This is a genomic window from Alteraurantiacibacter aestuarii, from assembly GCF_039523595.1.
GTDB lineage: Bacteria > Pseudomonadota > Alphaproteobacteria > Sphingomonadales > Sphingomonadaceae > Alteraurantiacibacter > Alteraurantiacibacter aestuarii.
In genome coordinates this window covers 1,273,650-1,292,406 of the sequence record NZ_BAAAFP010000002.1, presented here as the reverse complement: position 1 = coordinate 1,292,406, position 18,757 = coordinate 1,273,650, and the positions used below count along the sequence as shown (strand labels likewise).

Sequence of the window (18,757 nt, the reverse complement as noted above, 5' to 3'; positions counted from 1 at the left end):
CGGCAAGCGGCGGGATTATCCCGCCGTTTGTTTTATGCTGCCGGTCTGTAGGTCCGGTCTATGCTGCGGTTGAAACGCAGAACGGACAGTTGGACGCGAAATGGCCGGGTGTGATCTCCGCCAGAACCGGTTCCTCGGTCTTCATCCGCTCATCATGTTCAACCGGGCTGCGTGGCCAGAAGTTGCAGCCGCTTGGCGGGTTGAGCGGAGACGGCTGGTCACCCTTGAGGATGATCCGGTGACGCGAGCGCTCGGCCTTGGGGTCAGGCACGGGAATCGCGCTCATCAGCGCCTTGGTATAGATGTGCAGCGGGTGATCGACGATCTCTTCCGCATCGCCCAGTTCGATGATCCGTCCCAGATACATCACCGCAATCCTGTCAGCGATATAGCGCACGACCGAAAGATCGTGCGAGATGAAGATCATCGTCAGATCCATCTCACGCGTCAGCCGCTTGAGCAGGTTGAGGATCTGCGACTGGATCGAAACGTCGAGCGCGGACACCGGCTCATCCGCGATGATCAGCTTGGGTTCGGGCGCCAGGGCACGGGCAATGGCCACTCGCTGGCGCTGACCGCCGGAAAATTCGTGCGGATAGCGCTTCATCTGCACCGGGTTGAGGCCAACGGTGCGCAGCAGTTCAGCCACGCGTTCACGCAAGGCCTCCCCCTTCGCATCAGGATGGCGGGTCCGGATCGCCTCGGACAGCGTATCCATCACCGTCATGCGCGGATTGAGCGAGGCGTAGGGATCCTGAAAGATCATCTGGAAGTTGATGCGCACTTCGCGCAGGTCATTATCCGACAGCGCGCTGAGTTCCTGCCCTTCCAGCCATATCCGGCCTGATGTCGGACGGATCAGCTGCATGATCGTGCGGCTGAGCGTGGATTTGCCGCAGCCGGATTCGCCCACCAGTCCCAGAATTTCTCCCTTGCGGACCTTCAGTGAAACGCCATCGACCGCCTTGACCACGCCCTTGCTTTCGCGCGTGAAAAAATTGCGACCAAGATCGAAATGCGTGTGCACATCGTCCAGGACGAGGAAGTCTTCGGGCAAATAGGATGCAGGATCGCTCACGCGGCCCCTCCTGATTCTGGCCTGATGTCGTCCACAATGTCTCCTGCAGCCAGCACGCTTTCAATCGGCCCGCTGGAATCGCACAGGCGGCAATCGGCGTAGCAATGGCCGCTTTCCAGCTCCACCAGTCCCGGCCGGTCACCCGAAGGGCTGGCCAGCTTGGGATAGGGGCAGCGCGGATAGAAAGCGCATCCGTCGATCTGCTTGCCAAGGTCTGGCGGAAGTCCGGGGATGGTATAAAGCTGCTCACCCTTCACCTGCAGCGATGGGATCGTCTTCTGCAAGGCGCGCATGTACGGATGGCGCGGGGTGTAGAACACCTGCTCCGCCGTGCCGCTTTCCATCACCCTGCCCGCGTACATCACGATCACCTTGTCACAGGTGCCGGCCACCACGCCCAGATCATGGGTGACCAGGATCACGGCGGTGCCCATCTTTTCCTGCCGCTGCTTGATGATATCGAGGATCTGCGCCTGCACCGTCACGTCCAGCGCGGTGGTCGGCTCATCCGCGATCAGCAGGTCAGGCTCTGTAATCAGGGCCATGGCGATCATCACGCGCTGGCGCATGCCGCCGGAAAATTCGTGCGGATAGGATTTTACCCGCTTGGAGGCTTCGGGAATGCCCACTTCCTCCAGCGCAGCGGTGGCCCGCTTCAGGGCCTCGCGATCGTCCACATCATGATGCGTCTGCAAGGCTTCCATCAACTGCGTGGAAATGCGCAGATACGGATTGAGCGAAGTCATCGGGTCCTGGAAGATCATGCTGATCCGGTTGCCGCGAATCTTGCGAAGGCTCTCCTTGCCCATCTGCAGCAGGTCTTGCCCGTCGAACATGGCAGTGCCGCGTTCGATCCTGCCGGGAGGCTCCGGAATCAGCCGCATCAGCGAATAGCAGGTGACCGACTTGCCCGATCCGGATTCGCCGACAATGCCCAGCGTCTCACCGCGATCGACGGAGAAGCTCACCCCGTCGACGGCGCGCACCACGGCATCGCGCGTATGGAAATAGGTGGTCAGGTCTTTGACGTCGAGCAGTGCCATCGGTCTCAGTCCTTCGCGCTCTTGGGGTCGAGCGCATCGCGCAGTCCGTCACCCAGGAAATTGAGGCAGAACAGCGTCAGCGCGAAAAAGAACGCCGGGAAGATCAGCAGCCACGGGAAGATTTCCATGTTCTGCTGTCCTTCGTTGATCAGCACGCCCCAGCTGGCGTTTGGCGGTTGCACACCCAGCCCCAGAAAGCTGAGGAAGGCTTCGAGCAGCATCACCGAAGGCACGGTGAGCGTGGAGATCACGATCACCGGACCCAGCACGTTGGGGATCAGGTGGCGCAGGATAATGCGCTTGTGGCTGTAGCCCAGCGACACCGCCGCCTCGACGAATTCCTGCTTCTTCAGGCCGATCACGCCGGAACGCACGATGCGCGCCATCGTCAGCCATTCCACGCAGCCAATGGCCACGAACATCAGCCACATGGAGCGGCCAAAGGCGACCATCAGCAGAATCACGAAAATGGTGAAAGGCAGCGCGTAGAGCAGATCGACAAAGCGCATCATGCCGGCATCGGTCTTGCCGCCCAGATAGCCTGCGGTGGCGCCGTAGATCACTCCGATCAGCAGCGAAACGGTGGTTGCCACGAGGCCCACCAGCAGCGAAATGCGGCCGCCTTCCATGACCCGGACCATCATGTCACGGCCCAGCGTGTCCGTGCCCATCCAGTGCTCGAATGACGGGGGATTGGCGCCTGCGAACAGGTCCTGCGTCTGGCTGTCGTAAGGAGAGAACCACGGGCCGGCCACGCAGAACACGCAGATCGCGATGAACAGGAACAGGCTGCCCAGGGCCAGCCTGTTCTTGCGCAGGCGCGCCCAGGCATCGCTCCACAGGGAGGAACCTTCCTCCAGATGCGCGTCGGCGATGTCTGCCGCCGTGATGGCGGTCGGCGATGGATTATTCATATTTCAGCCGTGGGTTGAGAGCGACCTGGGCGATGTCGACCAGCAGGTTCATCACCACGATCAGCGAGGCGAACAATGTCGTCAGCCCCAGAATCAGGAAATCGTCACGGTTCAGCGCCCCGCGCACGAACCACTGGCCAAGCCCGGGGACCTGGAAGATCGTTTCCACCACGAAGGAGCCGGAGATAATGCCTGCCAGTGCCGGGCCGAGGAAGGTGATGGCCGGGATCAGCCCGCCCTTGAGGCAGTGCTTCCAGATGATGGTGGTTTCCGGCACGCCCTTGGCGCGCGCCGTGCGTACCCAATCCTGATTGAGCATTTCCAGCATGCCGCCGCGCGTCAGCCGCGCAAAATAGGCAGCATAGACCAGCCCCAGCGTCAGCGATGGCAGCACCCAGAATTCAGGGCCGAACCAGCCAGCCACGGGCAGCCAGCGCAGCAATATGCCAAATACCAGCGCCAGCAGCGGCCCCATCACGAAGGTGGGCAGGCAGATGCCCGCCATGGCCGCCGACATCGGTACGTAATCGAGCCAGGTGTTGCGCTTCACCGCGGCGAGGATTCCGGCGGGAATGCCCAGCACGAGCGCCATCACCAGTGACATGGAACCAAGCAGCAGCGAAACCGGGAAGGATTCGCTGATGATATCCGTCACCGTGCGATTGGCATAGACCGCACTGGGGCCAAATTCCCCGTGCAGGACGTTGGTAAGCGAGGTCCAGAAGCGCTCCAGCACCGGCTTGTCATAGCCGTAGAAGGCTTCGATCTGGGCGAGGATCTCCGGCCGGATCGCACGTTCCGAACTGAACGGACTGCCCGGCGTCGCCGCCACCAGAAAGAACGTCACCGCATAAATGGCGAGCAGGACGAATATGCCCTGCAGCAGCCTGAGTCCGATAAATTTCAGCACGTAACAGTCATCCTGCGCACACCCTTCGACGGATCATCAGTTAGTTGCAAGAGAAACATGCTTGAAGGGATGGTCATCCAGCAATTTCGGGTCCCAGCCACGCACACGCGGGTCTTTCAGATATACTCTGGTGTACCAGTAGATCGGGATGATCGGCATTTCGTCCAGCAGCACCCCTTCTGCCTGATGCAGCAGATCGAGCCGTTGCTGATCACTGCCGGCCACACGGGCCCGAGCGATCAGCGCGTCATATTGCGCATTGCTCCAGCCAGTATCGTTGTTGCCATTGCCCGATGTGAAGATGTCCAGGAAGGACACTGGCGACACGTAATCGCCGATCCAGCCAGCGCGCGAAATGTCGTAATCCAGGCTGGACTGGCTATCGAGATAGACCTTCCATTCCTGATTATAGATGCCGACATCGATCCCCAGATTGTCTTTCCACATGGCCTGCATGGCCTGGGCAATCTTGCGATGCGATTCGCTGGTGTTGATGAGGATTTCCGCCATCGGGAAGCCGCGCCCGCCTGGATAGCCGGCTTCGGCCAGCAGCCTGCGCCCTTCTTCGGGATCATACTGCACGGTTTCGAACGCCGCATATCCCGGAATGCCCGATGGGGTGAAGCCGGTGGCAGGCGCCTGCCCGCCCTGCGTAACGCGGTCAACCAGCAGTTGCTTGTCAAACGAGATCGCCAGCGCGCGCCGGACCCGCGGATCATCGAATGGCGGACGGGTTACGTTGATGCGGTAGAAATAGGCCCCGAGATAGGGCTGGATCATCATTTGATCGGGCATTTCCTCCAGGAACAGGGGGATCTTGTCCGATGAGACCGTGTTGGTCAGATGCAGCCGCGCATTGCGGTACATCGATTCTTCCGTGCTGACATTGTCGATCGGGAAGAAGTGAATTTCATTCAGCTTTACCGTGTCTGCGTCCCAGTAATCCGGATTGCGCTCGACCTCGATTATCTGGTTGGTGACCCAGCTCTTGAGCTTGAACGGCCCGTTGCCGACGTAATTCTCCAGCGTTGACCAGCCACTCTGGCGATCGAGCATGCCACCATGCTCCTCAACCGCGCGCGGATTGACCGGGTAGAAGCTGGTGTGGGTCAACATGCCAAGGAATTGCGGGGTCGGCCCTTCGAGCGTCACCTGGAACGTGTGATCGTCGATCGCCTTTGCGCCAACCTGCTCAAAATCGGTGATTTCACCCCGGTGGAATGCCCCACCGTTCTTGAGGACGTACATCATCTCGGCATATTCGGAGCCCAGCGAGGGGCTGAGGATTCGCTGCCAGGAATAGACGAAGTCACTGGCCTTCACATCATCGCCATTGGTCCATTTCGCATCACGCAGATGGAAGGTCCAGACGGTGAAGTCCGCGTTGCTTTCCCAGCTTTCCGCCATTCCCGGATCGACGGCGGAACTGTCTGACTGGGTCGGCGTGACCAGGCCTTCCAGCAGTGTCCGGACAATGGTGCCTTCGGGCACGCCGGTAATCAGATGCGGATCGAGCCCCTTGGGCTCAGACCCGTTGCCGATCAGCAAGATGCCCTGCTCGGCAGCAATATCCGTGGCGCGCTCTCCCCCGCCGCATGCCGTCAGCAGGCCAGCGACAAGGGTAAGGCAGAAAAGGCGAAGAGATTTTGTAAGGGGGGTTTTCGTCATTGTCAGATCATGGTCAAAATACGTGCCCATAACAATGGGCAAATTTTTCATGCCCACACCACGCTCCCCAAAGCACGGATGCAGACTGCTGCAATTCAGGCCTGCACAAGGGGTTACCCTCGCGCAGAGCCGGCGATCAGATGAATTCGATCTTCTCGACCAGATAGAAGCGTTCGCCCGAGGGGACGGTCACTTCAACCTCATCACCCACAGACTTGCCGATCAGCGCACGGCCGAGCGGTGAATCATAGGAAATGCGGCCTTTCTTGGCGTCGCTCTCCGCCTGCCCCACAATCTGGTAGCGGCACGGCTTGTCATCTTCATCCAGCACGGTGACGGTAGCGCCAAAGACGATGCGATCGCCCGATAGCGTTGTGGGATCGATGATCTGCGCGCGCGAAACACGGTCCTCGATCTCGGAAATCTGTGCTTCGACCTGGCCCTGACGCTCCTTGGCGGCGTGATATTCGGCATTTTCCGAAAGATCGCCATGCGCGCGCGCTTCCTCGATCGCGTCAACGATCAGCGGGCGCTCCTTGCGTAAAGCCTTGAGGTCGGCGGTCAGCATTTCATAGCCTTCCGCCAGCATCGGCACTTTTTCCATCATCTTCCCTGTCTTCTCAGGCAAACCCGTCAAAACTGCTCTGTTCGCCCACATCAGGGCGACACGAACAGTCCTAAATGTCGGGAAAGCGCGTTTTGATTAAAGGCTATAATAGTCCTGCAACGACCTGACTTCAAGATCAGCCGCTTTTACGGACAATATCGCCAGCGCAGTCGCCATGGAAGCCGCTGCCGTGGTGTAATACGGAACCTTGTTTTGCAGGGCCGATGCACGGATGGACTGGCTGTCCTTGTGGCTTTGCCAACCCTCCGTCGTGTTGAAGATCAGGGCAATTTCGCCATCGATGATCTTGTCCACGATATGCGGGCGACCTTCGGCAACCTTGTTCACCCGCTCCACCGCAACGCCGGCATCCTCCAGGTACTTCTGCGTGCCGCCCGTGGCCACAACCGTAAAGCCGCGCGCCACCAGATCGCGCACTGCGCCCAGTATCTGCGGCTTGTCGCTGTCCTTTACAGAAACGAACAGCGTGCCGCTTTCTGGCAGCCTGGTGCCTTCGGCGATCTGTGACTTGGTGAAGGCCGTGGCAAAATCACGATCAATTCCCATCACTTCGCCGGTAGACTTCATTTCCGGTGTCAACACCGGGTCCGATCCGGGGAAGCGGGCGAAGGGGAACACCGCCTCCTTCACCGCCATATAGGGGAAGCTGCGCTTGAACGGCGGGAAGGTGGACAGCATCTCGCCCGCCATCACCCGCGCTGCGATCTTGGCAACCGGCTGGCCGATAGCCTTGGCAACGAATGGCACGGTGCGGCTGGCGCGCGGGTTGACCTCGATCAGGTAGACTTCGCCATCCTTGACCGCGAACTGCACGTTCATCAGACCGCGCACGCCCAGCGCCATCGCCAGCGCCTGAGCCTGACGCTCCATCTCGTCGACGATTTCCTGCGGCAGGCTGTAGGGCGGCAGAGTGCAGGCACTGTCGCCTGAATGGACACCCGCTTCCTCGATATGCTGCATGACTGCGGCAACCACCACCTGCTCGCCGTCGCAGATCGCATCGACATCACATTCAATCGCATCGCGCAGATACTGATCGACCAGCACGGGGCTGTCCCCCGACACATTCACCGCCGTGGCGATGTAATTGTCCAGCTGCGCTTCGCTGTCGACGATCTCCATCGCGCGGCCGCCCAGCACGTAGGACGGGCGCAGCAACACCGGATAGCCGATGCGCGCGGCCACTGCGGCGGCCTCGTCACGGCTCTTGGCAATGCCGTTTTCGGGCTGCTTGAGGTCCAGCCTGTCGACCAGCTTGGCAAAGCGTTCGCGGTCTTCGGCCAGATCGATGGCGTCGGGGCTGGTGCCCAGGATGGGAATGCCAGCCTCTTCCAGCGCTCCCGCCAGCTTGAGCGGTGTCTGCCCGCCGAACTGCACGATCACGCCCAGCAAATCACCCTTCGACATTTCCACGCGCAGGATTTCCAGCACGTCCTCTGCCGTCAGCGGTTCAAAATACAGGCGGTCCGAGGTGTCATAATCGGTGGAGACCGTTTCCGGGTTGCAGTTGACCATGATGGTTTCAAACCCGGCCTCGGCCAGGGCGAAGCAGGCATGGACGCAGCAATAATCGAATTCGATGCCCTGCCCGATGCGGTTTGGTCCGCCGCCCAGGATCACTACCTTGCGACGGTCCGTGGGATTGGATTCGCATTCCGCCACGCCGAAGCTGGGCGCTTCATATGTTGAATACATGTAAGGCGTGATCGCCTCGAACTCGGCCGCGCAGCTGTCGATCCGCTTGAACACGGGGAACACACCCAGGCGGTGGCGCAGTTCGCGCACTTCGTCTTCGGACGTGGCCCCGGCCATCGCGCGCAAGGCATCGTGCAGCAGGCCGGAACGCTTGGCCTGCGTTTCCGCCAGACCGCCCGCCACACCCACGGATCGCACAGCCAGCGTGGCCAGCCGCTTGTCCGAAAAGCCCATCGCCTTCAGTCGGCGCAGGCCCGCCGCATCGCCGGGCAGCCCGTCATGGCTGATGGCGTGTTCTTCGCGGATGATCTCTTCGATATGACGCAGGAACCAGGGATCGTAATGGGTGATCGCCTGCACTTCCTCCACGCTGAAGCCTTCGCGGAACGCCTGCCCCACTTTCAGCAGCCGGTCGGGCGTGGCGCGGGAGAGTTCAGCGGTGATCTCGTCACGCGTCTTGCCTTCCAGCTCAACCACGCGGTTGAAGCCGTCCAGACCGGTTTCCAGGCCGCGCAATGCCTTTTGCAGGCTTTCCTTGAAGCTGCGGCCAATGGCCATAACCTCGCCCACCGATTTCATCGATGTGGACAGGTCATCCTTCGCGCCCTTGAACTTTTCGAAGGCGAAGCGCGGGATCTTGGTGACGACGTAATCGATGGTCGGTTCAAAACTGGCGGGCGTGGCGCCGGTGATCTCATTGGTGATCTCGTCCAGCGTATAGCCCACCGCCAGCTTGGCGGCGACGCGGGCGATGGGAAAGCCGGTGGCCTTGGACGCCAGCGCGGATGATCGCGACACGCGCGGGTTCATCTCGATCACGATCAGGCGGCCATCCCTGGGATTGACCGCGAACTGCACGTTCGACCCGCCCGTCTCCACGCCAATCTCGCGCAGGCACGCGATGCTGGCGTTGCGCATGATCTGGTATTCCTTGTCGGTCAGCGTCAGCGCCGGGGCGACAGTGATCGAATCGCCGGTGTGCACGCCCATCGGATCGACGTTCTCGATCGAACAGATGATGATGCAATTGTCGTGCTTGTCGCGCACGACCTCCATCTCATATTCCTTCCAGCCCAGCAGCGATTCCTCGATCAGAACCTCCGTGGTGGGGCTGGCATCGAGGCCGGAGCGCACGATGGCCTCAAATTCGGACTTGTTATAGGCAATGCCGCCGCCGGTGCCGCCCATGGTGAAGCTGGGGCGGATGATCGATGGCAGGCCGGTGCGTTCGAGCACTTCATACGCCTCGTCCACCGTGTGCGCGGTGCCGCTGCGGGCGCTTTCAAGGCCGATCTTGTCCATCGCATCGCGGAACCGCATGCGGTTTTCGGCCTTGTCGATCACATCGGCCTTGGCACCGATCATCTCAACGCCGTATTTCTCCAGCGTGCCATCGGCATCCAGCGCCAGCGCGCAGTTGAGCGCGGTCTGTCCGCCCATTGTGGGCAGCAGCGCATCGGGCCGCTCCTTGGCGATAATCTTGGCGACGATATCGGGAGTGATCGGTTCGATATAAGTCGCGTCCGCCATGTCCGGATCGGTCATGATCGTGGCGGGGTTGCTGTTCACCAGAATGACCCGGTAGCCCTCCTCGCGCAGAGCCTTGATCGCCTGCGTTCCGGAATAGTCAAACTCGCACGCCTGCCCGATGATGATGGGGCCAGCGCCGATGACGAGGATGGAGGAGATGTCAGTACGTTTGGGCATTTGTCGCCTTACGGAAAATGATGTTTGTCTGAATCGAGTCTTGGCTCGCAGCGGCTACAATGCAGTCAATTGCTTCTGCGTTCTCGGGAATGATCGCAATTTCCATTGTCGGACTGTGGTCTTCGTAAAGGAACGTCGTCTCGAAGAATTTTGCGCCACACATGCGGGCAAGTTCCCCGGTAACGTTTGCGATCATATCTTCGTCACGAATTTCTTCACCTGCACCACGCAATACGAAAGGCTCTGTCAACTCGAGAAAAGGAAGGGTCGGAGTTGGCTCGCGCGGGGCAAGAAACATCATCGAAATCACGGTCGCAAGAAGTGAAGTTCCAGCTCCAAGAGCAAACCAGATGAGACGGGTCCGCCTCACCCCAACATCCCCACGAACTTCTCGAACAGATAGAAGCTGTCCTGCGGCCCCGGTGATGCCTCCGGGTGATATTGCACCCCGAACGCCTTCTTGCCCGTGATCGCGATCCCGCAATTGCTGCCGTCGAACAGCGATACATGCGTCTGCTCCACGCCTGCGGGCAGAGTGTCACCATCGACCGCAAAACCGTGGTTCATGCTGGTGATCTCCACCAGTCCCTCGGTCTCGCCCCAATGGCCGCCCACGCGCTGAACCGGGTGGTTGGCGCCGCGGTGGCCCTGGTGCATCTTGGTGGTCTTGGCGCCTGCCGCAATGGCGAGCATCTGGTGGCCCAGGCAAATGCCGAAGATCGGCATATCCATATCCAGCAGCGCCCTGATCACCGGCACGGCATATTCGCCCGTTGCGGCGGGATCGCCGGGGCCGTTGGACAGGAACACGCCGTCGGGCTTGTGCGCCAGAATTTCTTCCACGGTTGCCTTCGCAGGAAGCACGGTCACGCGCGCACCGGCCTTCACCAGATTGCGGAAGATATTGTCTTTGGAGCCATAGTCTATCGCCACCACATGCGGCTTGCTGTCGCGTGCAGAGCGGCCATAGCCCTTGCCCAGCGTCCAGCTGCCGCCTTCCCAATCCTGCTGCTTCTCGCGTGAAACGCGCTGTGCCAGGTCCATGCCTTCCAGACCCGGCCATTCCTGCGCGCGCTGGACCAGCGCCTCCAGGTCAAACTTGCCATCGGGCGCATGGGCGATCACCGCATTGGGCGCGCCGGTCATGCGGATGCGGCGGGTGAGCGCGCGCGTATCCACGCCGGACAGGCCGATCTTGCCGTGTTTCACCAGCCAGTCGCCAAATTCGCTGGTGGAGCGGAAGTTGGAGGAGTGCGTCACTTCCTCGCGCACGATGCAGCCAACCGCGCCTTCGACGGCGCTTTCCACGTCTTCGTCATTGGTCCCGACATTGCCGATATGGGGGAAGGTGAAGGTGACGATCTGCGCCGCATAGGAGGGATCGGTCATCACCTCCTGATAGCCGGTCATCGCGGTGTTGAAGCACACTTCACCCACCGCACTGCCGGTGGCGCCGAAGCCTTTTCCCCACACCACAGTCCCATCGGCCAATACCAATACCCCCGTCGCGTCTTTAGGTTGCGCAGACGAAGAGGCGGAAAAGGCCATGATTGGCTCCCGTGATAAATAGACCGGCGATGTTGCTAAGATGTGGCGGCTAGAGACCGCACGGGGCCTCGTCAAGGCGCGTTTCGCACAATGTTTGACTAAGACGCGCGTTTCCCTATCCCAGCCGCAAAACATCCACAGGAAAGTGCCCGAAATGCTCCGCGAGACCATTCAGAAAGAAACGATTGCCGCGATGAAGGGCGGCGACAAGCCGCGCACCGCCGCGCTCAGGCTGATCCAGGCCAAGATCAAGGACCGCGATATCGAGCTGCGCACCGGCAAGGCCCCGGAAAATGACGACGATCTGGTGATCGACGTGTTGCAGAAGATGGCCAAGCAGCGCCGCGAATCGATTCAGATGTACGAAGAAGGCGGCCGCCAGGAACTGGCCGAACAGGAAAAGGGCGAGCTGGCGGTGATCGAGGCGTTCCTGCCCACGCAAATGTCCGCGGAAGAGACCAGCGTCGCAATTGAGCAGGTGAAGGCCGATCTGGGCGCTGACAGCCTGAAGGACATGGGCCGCGTGATGGCGGAACTCAAAACCCGCCACGGCGCGTTGCTGGATATGTCGAAGGCCAGCGGGTTGGTGAAGGCGAGCCTTTCCTGATCCGCACCGCCTCAGCCCGCCGGCTGATTACCCGCGAGCTGCGTGCAATGCGTAGCGGCGGCCCACAAGTCCTGCAGCTTGTCTGACAATGCCCGCGGATCGAATGGCTTGGAAATCACTCCGCAGGCGCCGGCCTTGAGGTAGGATTCGCATTCATGGGTCTGCACCTTTGCGCTCATGAACACGGCGGGCGTGTGGGCGATGTCGGGCATTGCGCGCAGCCTGCGCAAAGTTTCCATCCCATCCATGTTCGGCATCATGACATCGAGCAGGATCAGATCCGGGCTGAACTGCGACACAGCTTCCAGGGCCTCTGGTCCTGAACTGCAATGCAGCACGGTCAGATCGGCGAAGTCTTCCATCGTCATGATCGCCAGCTCTGCGATCAGGCTGTCATCCTCCACATAGAGGACTTTTTTCAGGCCGCCTGACATTCGGGCTCTCCTTCTTCAAAGGGCGCCGCTTTTTCCAGTGGCGCCGCGCAAACCGGCAGGGTGATGATGAATGTTGCCCCCTCGCCCTCCACGCTTTCAAAATGGATGGTGCCATTGAACGCCTGGATGATCGACTGGGTGATGTTGAGGCCGAGGCCGGACCCGCCCTTGGTCCGGGTTGCCGAACTGTCGGCCTGGGCAAAGCGCTGGAAAATCTTTTCGCGGAACGCCGCCGGAATGCCCGGACCTTCATCGGTCACCGCAATTCTGACCGTGCCATCGCCAAGCATCGACAAATCGATGTTGACCGATTTTCCCGGTGGCGAGAATTTGGCTGCGTTGGACAACAGATTGACCAGCGCCTGATTGAAGCGCGACGAATCGATCCGGCAATACTGCTCGGCAAAACCGATATGCAGATTGAACTCGATGTTATTGATTTCGGCCAGGCTGTTGTGCCGATCCACAATCGAGCGGACGAGCGGGCCGATGTTACATTCATCCAGATAGAAATCCATCTTGCCGGCGGCGATCTTCTCCAGATCGAGGATGTCGTTCACCAGCCGTCCCAGCCGCTCGCAGCCGAGCAGCGAGATGTTGACGAGGTGTTCGGACTTGTCGTCGAGCTTGCCCGCCAACCGGCGTTGCAGGATGCCCAGCGAAGCGCGGATGGATGTCAGCGGTGTTCGCAGTTCATGGTTCACCGTGGAGACAAATTCAGTCTGCATCACTTCCATGCGCTTGCGTTCGGTAATGTCGCGGATGATCCAGGTGAACATGTAAGACCCGTCACTTAGATCGACCCGGCTTACAGACAGTTCCATGGGAAACAGCGTGCCGTCCTTGCGCCGCGCCTGAAGCTCGCGCGTGATCCCCTCTTCGTCCCGCTCGCCAGCGCTGCGATCGCTCTGCTGGTCGTCATCTTCAGCCTCGGCAATCGCGAGAGGCATCAGGAGGCTGATATTGCGCCCGATGACTTCCTCCGGGCCATAACCGAATATGCGTTCGGAAGCGGGATTATAGGCCAGCACCGTGCCGCAATCATCAAGCGAAATGATCGCATCGACCACATTGTCGATCACCGCATTGACGCGCGCATCGTGTTCATTGCGGGAGTCGATCAGTTCCTGGAAAGCATTCGCCAGCTTGCCCACTTCATCCGTGCGCGCCCTGGCCAGGCTGAGCTTGCCCCCGCCATGCATGGCCAGTTGGATCGTGCGGGTCATATCCGTCAGCGGCTTCATCATCCTCGTCGCCAGATATACGGTAATGCAAAGTATGGCGATTATCAGCAGACCAGACAGCAGGAGGCCTTCCGTCAAGGATTTGCGGGCCGTGGCGTAAAGCTCGTCAAAAGGCACTCTGACTGTCACCACATTATGGGCATCGTCCAGACTGCGCTTGATCGGAACCCGAACGGAATAGGCCATTGATGTCGCATTGGTGGTGACCCATTCATCCTGATAAAGGTCTGATGGCCGTATCAGCAAACCGCCAAGAGCGTGCTCTTTCCCGGTGTGAAAATAGAACGGGGATACTGTGCCATCGGCATGGCGAATCATGTAGTCCCCCGCCTCATTGGTGACGACGATTTCCCGGTCGACCCTCAGTTCCTGAAAATAGCTGGTCAGCATTGCGCGGTAATCGGCGTTGATCACGATCATGCCGTAGAGAGACCCGCCGTCAGAAAAGACCGGCACGACAACGCGGATCGTGGGCACCAGCTGGTCATCGATCCTGCCAAACTCCCGGTTGAAGCTGACCGCGGAGAAATAGACCTCATCGCGCGCCAATGTGCGCGCCCGCTGGAAATATTGTTCCTGGCCCTTTTGTTGCAGATCCTGCAGCGGGACCGGTGCAATGCCGTCCTGTGTCCGGTTGACCCGGGTCAGTTCCCGCCCGCCATCGGCCAGACCGATAAAGCGGATCTGGGTGTAGTTGGGACGCTCCACCATGATGGACGTGAAGATTCGCTCCAGCCGCGAGCGCCATTGCCGGGTTGTGGAATCCTCGTTCGGATCGATGCCGCCGTTGCGCCTGCTTCTGATGATGCCCTCTATCGGCGGCGTCCTTGAGATAACGAAAGCGTCATTCTCAAGCTCGTCATAGGCGCCTTTGAATTGCTGCGCGATCAGGCGGGTTTCATGCGCCACATTGCCCTCGGCGAACTCGCTCACCAGGCTCTCCGTGCGGACTGAAGCGGCAGCGCCAATGATAATGGCGGTGATCAGGGATATGCTGCAGGCAAGAAGCATGATCTTGTTCCGCAAGCCGTGCTCGCGAAACTTCTGGCGCCTGGACTGCGCATTGATCAGCATCCGCATGGCAAAGTTATCCTGTGTTCATCCGTTTTGCCCGTGGTGAAGTTCGTTAATTTCCGGCCCGATTATGTTTACACCTTTGGCCACTAACCCAAGGGCAAGGCCGCCATGCGTAGTTCCCCTGAGCAGCGGGAGCAGGGTTGGCGGCGCTGGTCCGGCCTTCGCCATGCACAGACTGACTGACGCTGCACCTTGAACATCGCGCGATGGCCGCGCATTGATCGGATATGGCGCTTTCACCGCAATGGCTGGACGAACTGAGGTCTCGCGTCACGCTTTCCAGCGTGATCATGCGCACGACCAAGCTTCAGCGCGCAGGGCGCGAATGGAAGGCGTGCTGCCCGTTCCACGATGAGAAATCGCCCAGCTTCACGGTCAATGACCAGAAGGGCTTTTACCACTGCTTTGGCTGCCAGGCGCATGGCGACATCATCAGCTGGATGACCGACCAGCGCGGCCTGTCGTTCATGGATGCGGTCAAGGAACTGGCGGCCGAAGCGGGCATGGAAGTCCCCCGCCCCGATCCGCGAGAGGCTGAGCGGGCACAGGTGCGCGCGGGGCTGCATGATGTGATGCAGGCCGCGCAGGACTGGTTCGTGGCGCAGCTGCGCAGCCCGGCAGGGGCGTCGGCGCGCGAATATCTGCAACGGCGGGGTTTCAGCGACTACACCATCGATCGCTTCGGCTTCGGCTTTGCGCCCGATGACAGGATGGCGCTGAAACAGGCGTTATCCCGGTTTGAGGAGGGGATGCTGATCGAATGCGGCATGCTGATCGCTGTCGAAGACAAGCAACCCTACAGCCGCTTTCGCGGACGGCTGATGCTGCCGATACAGGATGCGCGCGAGCGAGTGATCGCCTTTGGCGGGCGGATACTGGAGGACCGTGCCAGTGAATCTGGTGCAAGCGCGCCCAAATATCTCAATTCGCCCGACACGCCGTTGTTCGACAAGGGCCGCACGCTATACAACATCCACCGCGCTGCGGCCGCCAGCCGCAAGACCGGCAGGCTGATCGCGGTTGAAGGCTATATGGACGTGATCGCGCTGGCCGCCGCCGGATTCGAGGATGCGGTGGCACCGATGGGCACCGCGCTCACCGAGACTCAAATCGAGCTTGCGTGGCGCATGGTGGACAAGCCGGTGCTGTGTTTCGATGGCGACAGCGCCGGGCAGCGTGCGGCGATGAAGGCGATAGAGCGCGCCCTCCCATTGCTGCGCCCGGGTCATTCGCTGCAGATCGTGCAATTGCCCGGCGGGCTCGATCCCGATGACCTGATCAGGCGCAGCGGGCCTGCGGCGATGGAAAAGCTGCTGGCACAGCCCAAGGCAATGCTGGAGCTGATCTGGGAGCATGAGCGCGATGCCCAGCCACTCTCCTCACCAGAGGACAAGGCGGGCCTGAAGGAGCGCTTGATGGCCCACGTCGATGCGATCCAGCACCCGGACATACGCTCGCTCTATCGGCGCGATCTGCTCGATCTGTATTCAGCCTTCGCCTTTCCCAGGCGCGAATTTCAACGCGGCGCCCAGCGCGCACCCTGGAAGCGCGGCAAAAGGGACCAGATGCAGCGGGAACCGGCCACTCCGCAGATGACCGACCGGCTCCGTCGCGGTGCAAACGGGGTGTTTCGGGACACTCTGGCGCAGGCCGTTCTGGCCGGACTGGCGCGCTATCCGGACCAGGTGGACACGCATGCAGAGCAGTTGATGCGGCTGGCCACAGCCATTCCAGAAGCCGCTCCGGCGGTCGATTATCTGCTGCAACATGCAGAAAGACATAATGACGGACTTGAAGACGGTGAAAATTCGCCCATATTCAAGGCGGGCATCCTGCCGCCGCCGCCGGATAAAAACCGTTTCTCCTTCCTGATGGAAGGCTGTGATCCGGACGACGCGAGGGAGGACCTGGCTGAGGCTATCGCCCTTCTGGTTGAAAGGCCAGAGTTGGAGGCAGCTATTGTCGCGGCTACCGCTCGCTTCGACACCGACCCGGAGGCAGCTTTCGCCGAGCAGCAGAGGCTGCGCAAACGAAAGCTGGAAATCGAGTCGCGTCTGGGGCAAATGGCACGCAAACGCGCTGCTTCGGCAGCACCGGAACAGAATTCAGCCGAAAGCGTGACCAGCGCTCACGGCGAACAGGAAACGGATAGAGACCTTCATGGCGACTGATGCCAAGACCAAACAAAGTGAAGATGCACCCCTGATCGACCTCAATGAGGCATCGATCAAGAAGCTCATCGCAAAGGCCAAGCGCAAGGGCTACATCACTTATGATGAGCTGAACGATGCGCTGCCCCAGGGTGAGATGTCATCGGACCAGATCGAGGATATCCAGTCGGCCATTTCCGAAATGGGTGTGCAGATCGTCGAGAATGACGAAGATGCGCAGGATGAAGACGGTGACGGTCCCGAAGAAATTGCGCCGACCGGTTCCGACGACGACGCCGATTCCGAAGAGAACAAGAACGTCCCCGAAAAGAAGAAGCCCACCAACACCGGGGAGCGTACCGATGATCCGGTGCGCATGTACCTGCGTGAAATGGGCGCGGTCGAACTGCTCAGCCGCGAGGGCGAGATTGCCATCGCCAAGCGGATCGAAGCGGGACGCGACACCATGATCATGGGCCTGTGCGAAAGCCCGATCACCTTCCACGCCATCATCATGTGGTCCGAAGCCCTCAACAATGAGGAAATGCAGCTGCGCGAGATCCTCGATCTCGATGCCATGCTGTCAAAGGAGCCTCCCGTCGAAAAGATGGAGGAAGGCAGCGAAGATGACGACGACGGCGAAATCTCGGAAGAGACCGCCGGCCCCTCCATCCGCGATGATGACGAGGATGACGACGACGACGACAGCGAAGATGAAGATGGTGAGGAAGGCGAAGGCCGCTCCACCCGTGATCGCGATGACGATGACGAGGAAGACAACACCATGTCGCTGGCGCAGATGGAAGCGGCGCTCAAGCCAGACGCGCTGGAACGTTTCGCCCGCATCACCGACCTGTTCAAGAAGTTCGAGAAGCTTCAGGGCGAGCGCGTGGATGTTCTGGGCCGCGGCGAGGAATTCCCCGCTGCCAAGGAAAACCGGTACGAAAAGCTTCGCGAGGAGCTGACCGCCGAAGTCGAAAGCGTGCAGTTCCACGCCACCAAGATCGAATATCTGGTGGACAATCTCTATGCCTTCAACCGCCGCCTCACCGCGCTGGGCGGGCAGATGCTGCGCCTGGCCGAACGGCACAAGGTGAAGCGCAAGGACTTCCTCGACAATTACGTTGGCCAGGAACTGGATGACGGCTGGATGCAGACCATGTCCAAGAAGGACAAGAAATGGGCTGCCTTCGCCGAGAAGGAAGCCGAAGCGGTAGAACGCATCCGCGCCGAAATCGCCGACATTGCCGCCAACACCGGCATGAGCCTGAACGAATTCCGCCGCATCGTGAACATGGTGCAGAAAGGTGAGCGCGAGGCGCGCATCGCCAAGAAGGAAATGGTCGAGGCGAACCTTCGTCTGGTGATCTCCATCGCCAAGAAATACACCAATCGCGGCCTGCAATTCCTGGATCTGATCCAGGAAGGCAACATTGGCCTGATGAAGGCGGTCGACAAGTTCGAATACCGCCGCGGTTACAAGTTCAGCACTTACGCCACGTGGTGGATCAGGCAGGCGATCACCCGCTCCATTGCCGATCAGGCGCGCACCATCCGCATTCCGGTGCACATGATCGAAACGATCAACAAGCTGGTGCGCACCAGCCGCCAGTTCCTGCACGAGCAGGGCCGCGAACCCACTCCGGAGGAAATGGCCGAGCGCCTTTCCATGCCGCTGGAAAAGGTTCGCAAGGTGATGAAGATCGCCAAGGAGCCGATCTCCCTCGAAACGCCGATCGGCGATGAGGAAGATTCGCATCTGGGCGATTTCATCGAGGACAAGAACGCCGTCATCCCGGTGGACGCTGCCATTCAGGCCAATCTGAAGGAAACCGTCACCCGCGTGCTCGCCAGCCTTACTCCGCGTGAGGAACGTGTGCTGCGGATGCGCTTTGGCATCGGCATGAACACCGATCACACGCTGGAGGAAGTCGGCCAGCAGTTCAGCGTGACGCGCGAACGCATCCGCCAGATCGAGGCCAAGGCGCTGAGGAAACTCAAGCACCCCAGCCGCAGCCGCAAGATGCGCAGCTTCCTCGACCAATAACAGCTGA

The 18,757-nt window shown here is 60.3% G+C and carries 14 protein-coding genes; 3 read left to right on the top strand and 11 right to left on the bottom strand.

All coding sequences use genetic code 11. The features are described 5' to 3' along the window. Positions 1-58: 58 nt before the first annotated feature. The 9 genes from ABDZ98_RS09810 to carA all read right to left on the bottom strand — a co-directional run bounded on the left by ABDZ98_RS09810 (position 59) and on the right by carA (position 11,191). On the bottom strand, positions 59-1,078 hold the full coding sequence (locus tag ABDZ98_RS09810; protein ID WP_343807055.1) for an ABC transporter ATP-binding protein: 1,020 nt from the start codon (positions 1,076-1,078) through the stop codon (positions 59-61). Then, positions 1,075-2,121 carry an ABC transporter ATP-binding protein gene (locus tag ABDZ98_RS09805; RefSeq protein WP_343807052.1) on the bottom strand — a complete coding sequence of 349 codons (1,047 nt, stop codon included), beginning with the start codon at positions 2,119-2,121 and terminating at the stop codon, positions 1,075-1,077. Before ABDZ98_RS09805 ends, ABDZ98_RS09810 begins: the two co-directional genes overlap by 4 nt. 5 nt (positions 2,122-2,126) lie before the next feature. Beyond that, entirely contained in the window at positions 2,127-3,035 is a 909-nt protein-coding gene (locus ABDZ98_RS09800) for an ABC transporter permease (RefSeq protein WP_343807049.1), read from the bottom strand. Beyond that, positions 3,028-3,945 carry an ABC transporter permease gene (locus ABDZ98_RS09795; RefSeq protein ID WP_343807046.1) on the bottom strand — a complete coding sequence of 306 codons (918 nt, stop codon included), beginning with the start codon at positions 3,943-3,945 and terminating at the stop codon, positions 3,028-3,030. Before ABDZ98_RS09795 ends, ABDZ98_RS09800 begins: the two co-directional genes overlap by 8 nt. A gap of 36 nt (positions 3,946-3,981) precedes the next feature. Further along, entirely contained in the window at positions 3,982-5,613 is a 1,632-nt protein-coding gene (locus ABDZ98_RS09790) for a peptide ABC transporter substrate-binding protein (protein WP_343807043.1), read from the bottom strand. A gap of 136 nt (positions 5,614-5,749) precedes the next feature. Continuing rightward, positions 5,750-6,217, bottom strand: a complete 468-nt coding sequence (gene greA, locus ABDZ98_RS09785) for a transcription elongation factor GreA (protein WP_343808927.1) — start codon at positions 6,215-6,217, stop codon at positions 5,750-5,752. 99 nt (positions 6,218-6,316) lie between these two features. Then, positions 6,317-9,643 (bottom strand): carbamoyl-phosphate synthase large subunit, encoded by a 3,327-nt coding sequence (carB, locus tag ABDZ98_RS09780; protein ID WP_343807040.1) that lies wholly within the window; start codon positions 9,641-9,643, stop codon positions 6,317-6,319. Continuing rightward, positions 9,627-9,944 (bottom strand): hypothetical protein, encoded by a 318-nt coding sequence (locus ABDZ98_RS09775; RefSeq protein WP_343807037.1) that lies wholly within the window; start codon positions 9,942-9,944, stop codon positions 9,627-9,629. Before ABDZ98_RS09775 ends, carB begins: the two co-directional genes overlap by 17 nt. 65 nt (positions 9,945-10,009) lie before the next feature. Then, positions 10,010-11,191 (bottom strand): glutamine-hydrolyzing carbamoyl-phosphate synthase small subunit, encoded by a 1,182-nt coding sequence (carA, locus tag ABDZ98_RS09770; RefSeq protein WP_343807034.1) that lies wholly within the window; start codon positions 11,189-11,191, stop codon positions 10,010-10,012. Between the two features lie 154 nt (positions 11,192-11,345). Between carA and ABDZ98_RS09765 the strand changes: the two genes are divergently transcribed. Next, positions 11,346-11,798, top strand: a complete 453-nt coding sequence (locus tag ABDZ98_RS09765) for a GatB/YqeY domain-containing protein (protein WP_343807031.1) — start codon at positions 11,346-11,348, stop codon at positions 11,796-11,798. A gap of 11 nt (positions 11,799-11,809) precedes the next feature. On the opposite strand, the gene ABDZ98_RS09760 is transcribed toward ABDZ98_RS09765, so the two are convergent. Together ABDZ98_RS09760 and ABDZ98_RS09755 are read right to left on the bottom strand one after the other, a co-directional pair. Then, entirely contained in the window at positions 11,810-12,232 is a 423-nt protein-coding gene (locus ABDZ98_RS09760) for a response regulator (RefSeq protein ID WP_343807028.1), read from the bottom strand. Then, a complete protein-coding gene (locus ABDZ98_RS09755) occupies positions 12,217-14,487 on the bottom strand; it encodes an ATP-binding protein (RefSeq protein WP_343807025.1) in 2,271 nt (756 codons plus the stop codon). The genes ABDZ98_RS09760 and ABDZ98_RS09755 overlap by 16 nt, the downstream gene beginning before the upstream one ends. A 293-nt stretch (positions 14,488-14,780) precedes the next feature. On the opposite strand from ABDZ98_RS09755, the gene dnaG reads away from it, so the two are divergent. Beyond that, positions 14,781-16,724, top strand: a complete 1,944-nt coding sequence (dnaG, locus tag ABDZ98_RS09750) for a DNA primase (protein WP_343807023.1) — start codon at positions 14,781-14,783, stop codon at positions 16,722-16,724. Further along, on the top strand, positions 16,714-18,750 hold the full coding sequence (gene rpoD / locus ABDZ98_RS09745; RefSeq protein ID WP_343807020.1) for an RNA polymerase sigma factor RpoD: 2,037 nt from the start codon (positions 16,714-16,716) through the stop codon (positions 18,748-18,750). The genes dnaG and rpoD overlap by 11 nt, the downstream gene beginning before the upstream one ends. The last annotated feature ends 7 nt before the right edge of the window (positions 18,751-18,757 follow it).

Excerpts from the sequence above, each read along its gene's own strand:
- ABDZ98_RS09755 (WP_343807025.1), bottom strand. The coding sequence starts at position 14,487 with ATGCTTCTTGCCTGCAGCATATCCCTGATCACCGCCATTATCATTGGC.
- ABDZ98_RS09800 (WP_343807049.1), bottom strand. The coding sequence starts at position 3,035 with ATGAATAATCCATCGCCGACCGCCATCACGGCGGCAGACATCGCCGAC.
- greA (WP_343808927.1), bottom strand. The coding sequence starts at position 6,217 with ATGGAAAAAGTGCCGATGCTGGCGGAAGGCTATGAAATGCTGACCGCC.
- ABDZ98_RS09760 (WP_343807028.1), bottom strand. The coding sequence starts at position 12,232 with ATGTCAGGCGGCCTGAAAAAAGTCCTCTATGTGGAGGATGACAGCCTG.
- ABDZ98_RS09775 (WP_343807037.1), bottom strand. The coding sequence starts at position 9,944 with ATGATGTTTCTTGCCCCGCGCGAGCCAACTCCGACCCTTCCTTTTCTC.
- ABDZ98_RS09790 (WP_343807043.1), bottom strand. The coding sequence starts at position 5,613 with ATGACGAAAACCCCCCTTACAAAATCTCTTCGCCTTTTCTGCCTTACC.
- ABDZ98_RS09805 (WP_343807052.1), bottom strand. The coding sequence starts at position 2,121 with ATGGCACTGCTCGACGTCAAAGACCTGACCACCTATTTCCATACGCGC.
- ABDZ98_RS09765 (WP_343807031.1), top strand. The coding sequence starts at position 11,346 with ATGCTCCGCGAGACCATTCAGAAAGAAACGATTGCCGCGATGAAGGGC.
- carB (WP_343807040.1), bottom strand. The coding sequence starts at position 9,643 with ATGCCCAAACGTACTGACATCTCCTCCATCCTCGTCATCGGCGCTGGC.
- carA (WP_343807034.1), bottom strand. The coding sequence starts at position 11,191 with ATGGCCTTTTCCGCCTCTTCGTCTGCGCAACCTAAAGACGCGACGGGG.
- dnaG (WP_343807023.1), top strand. The coding sequence starts at position 14,781 with ATGGCGCTTTCACCGCAATGGCTGGACGAACTGAGGTCTCGCGTCACG.
- rpoD (WP_343807020.1), top strand. The coding sequence starts at position 16,714 with ATGGCGACTGATGCCAAGACCAAACAAAGTGAAGATGCACCCCTGATC.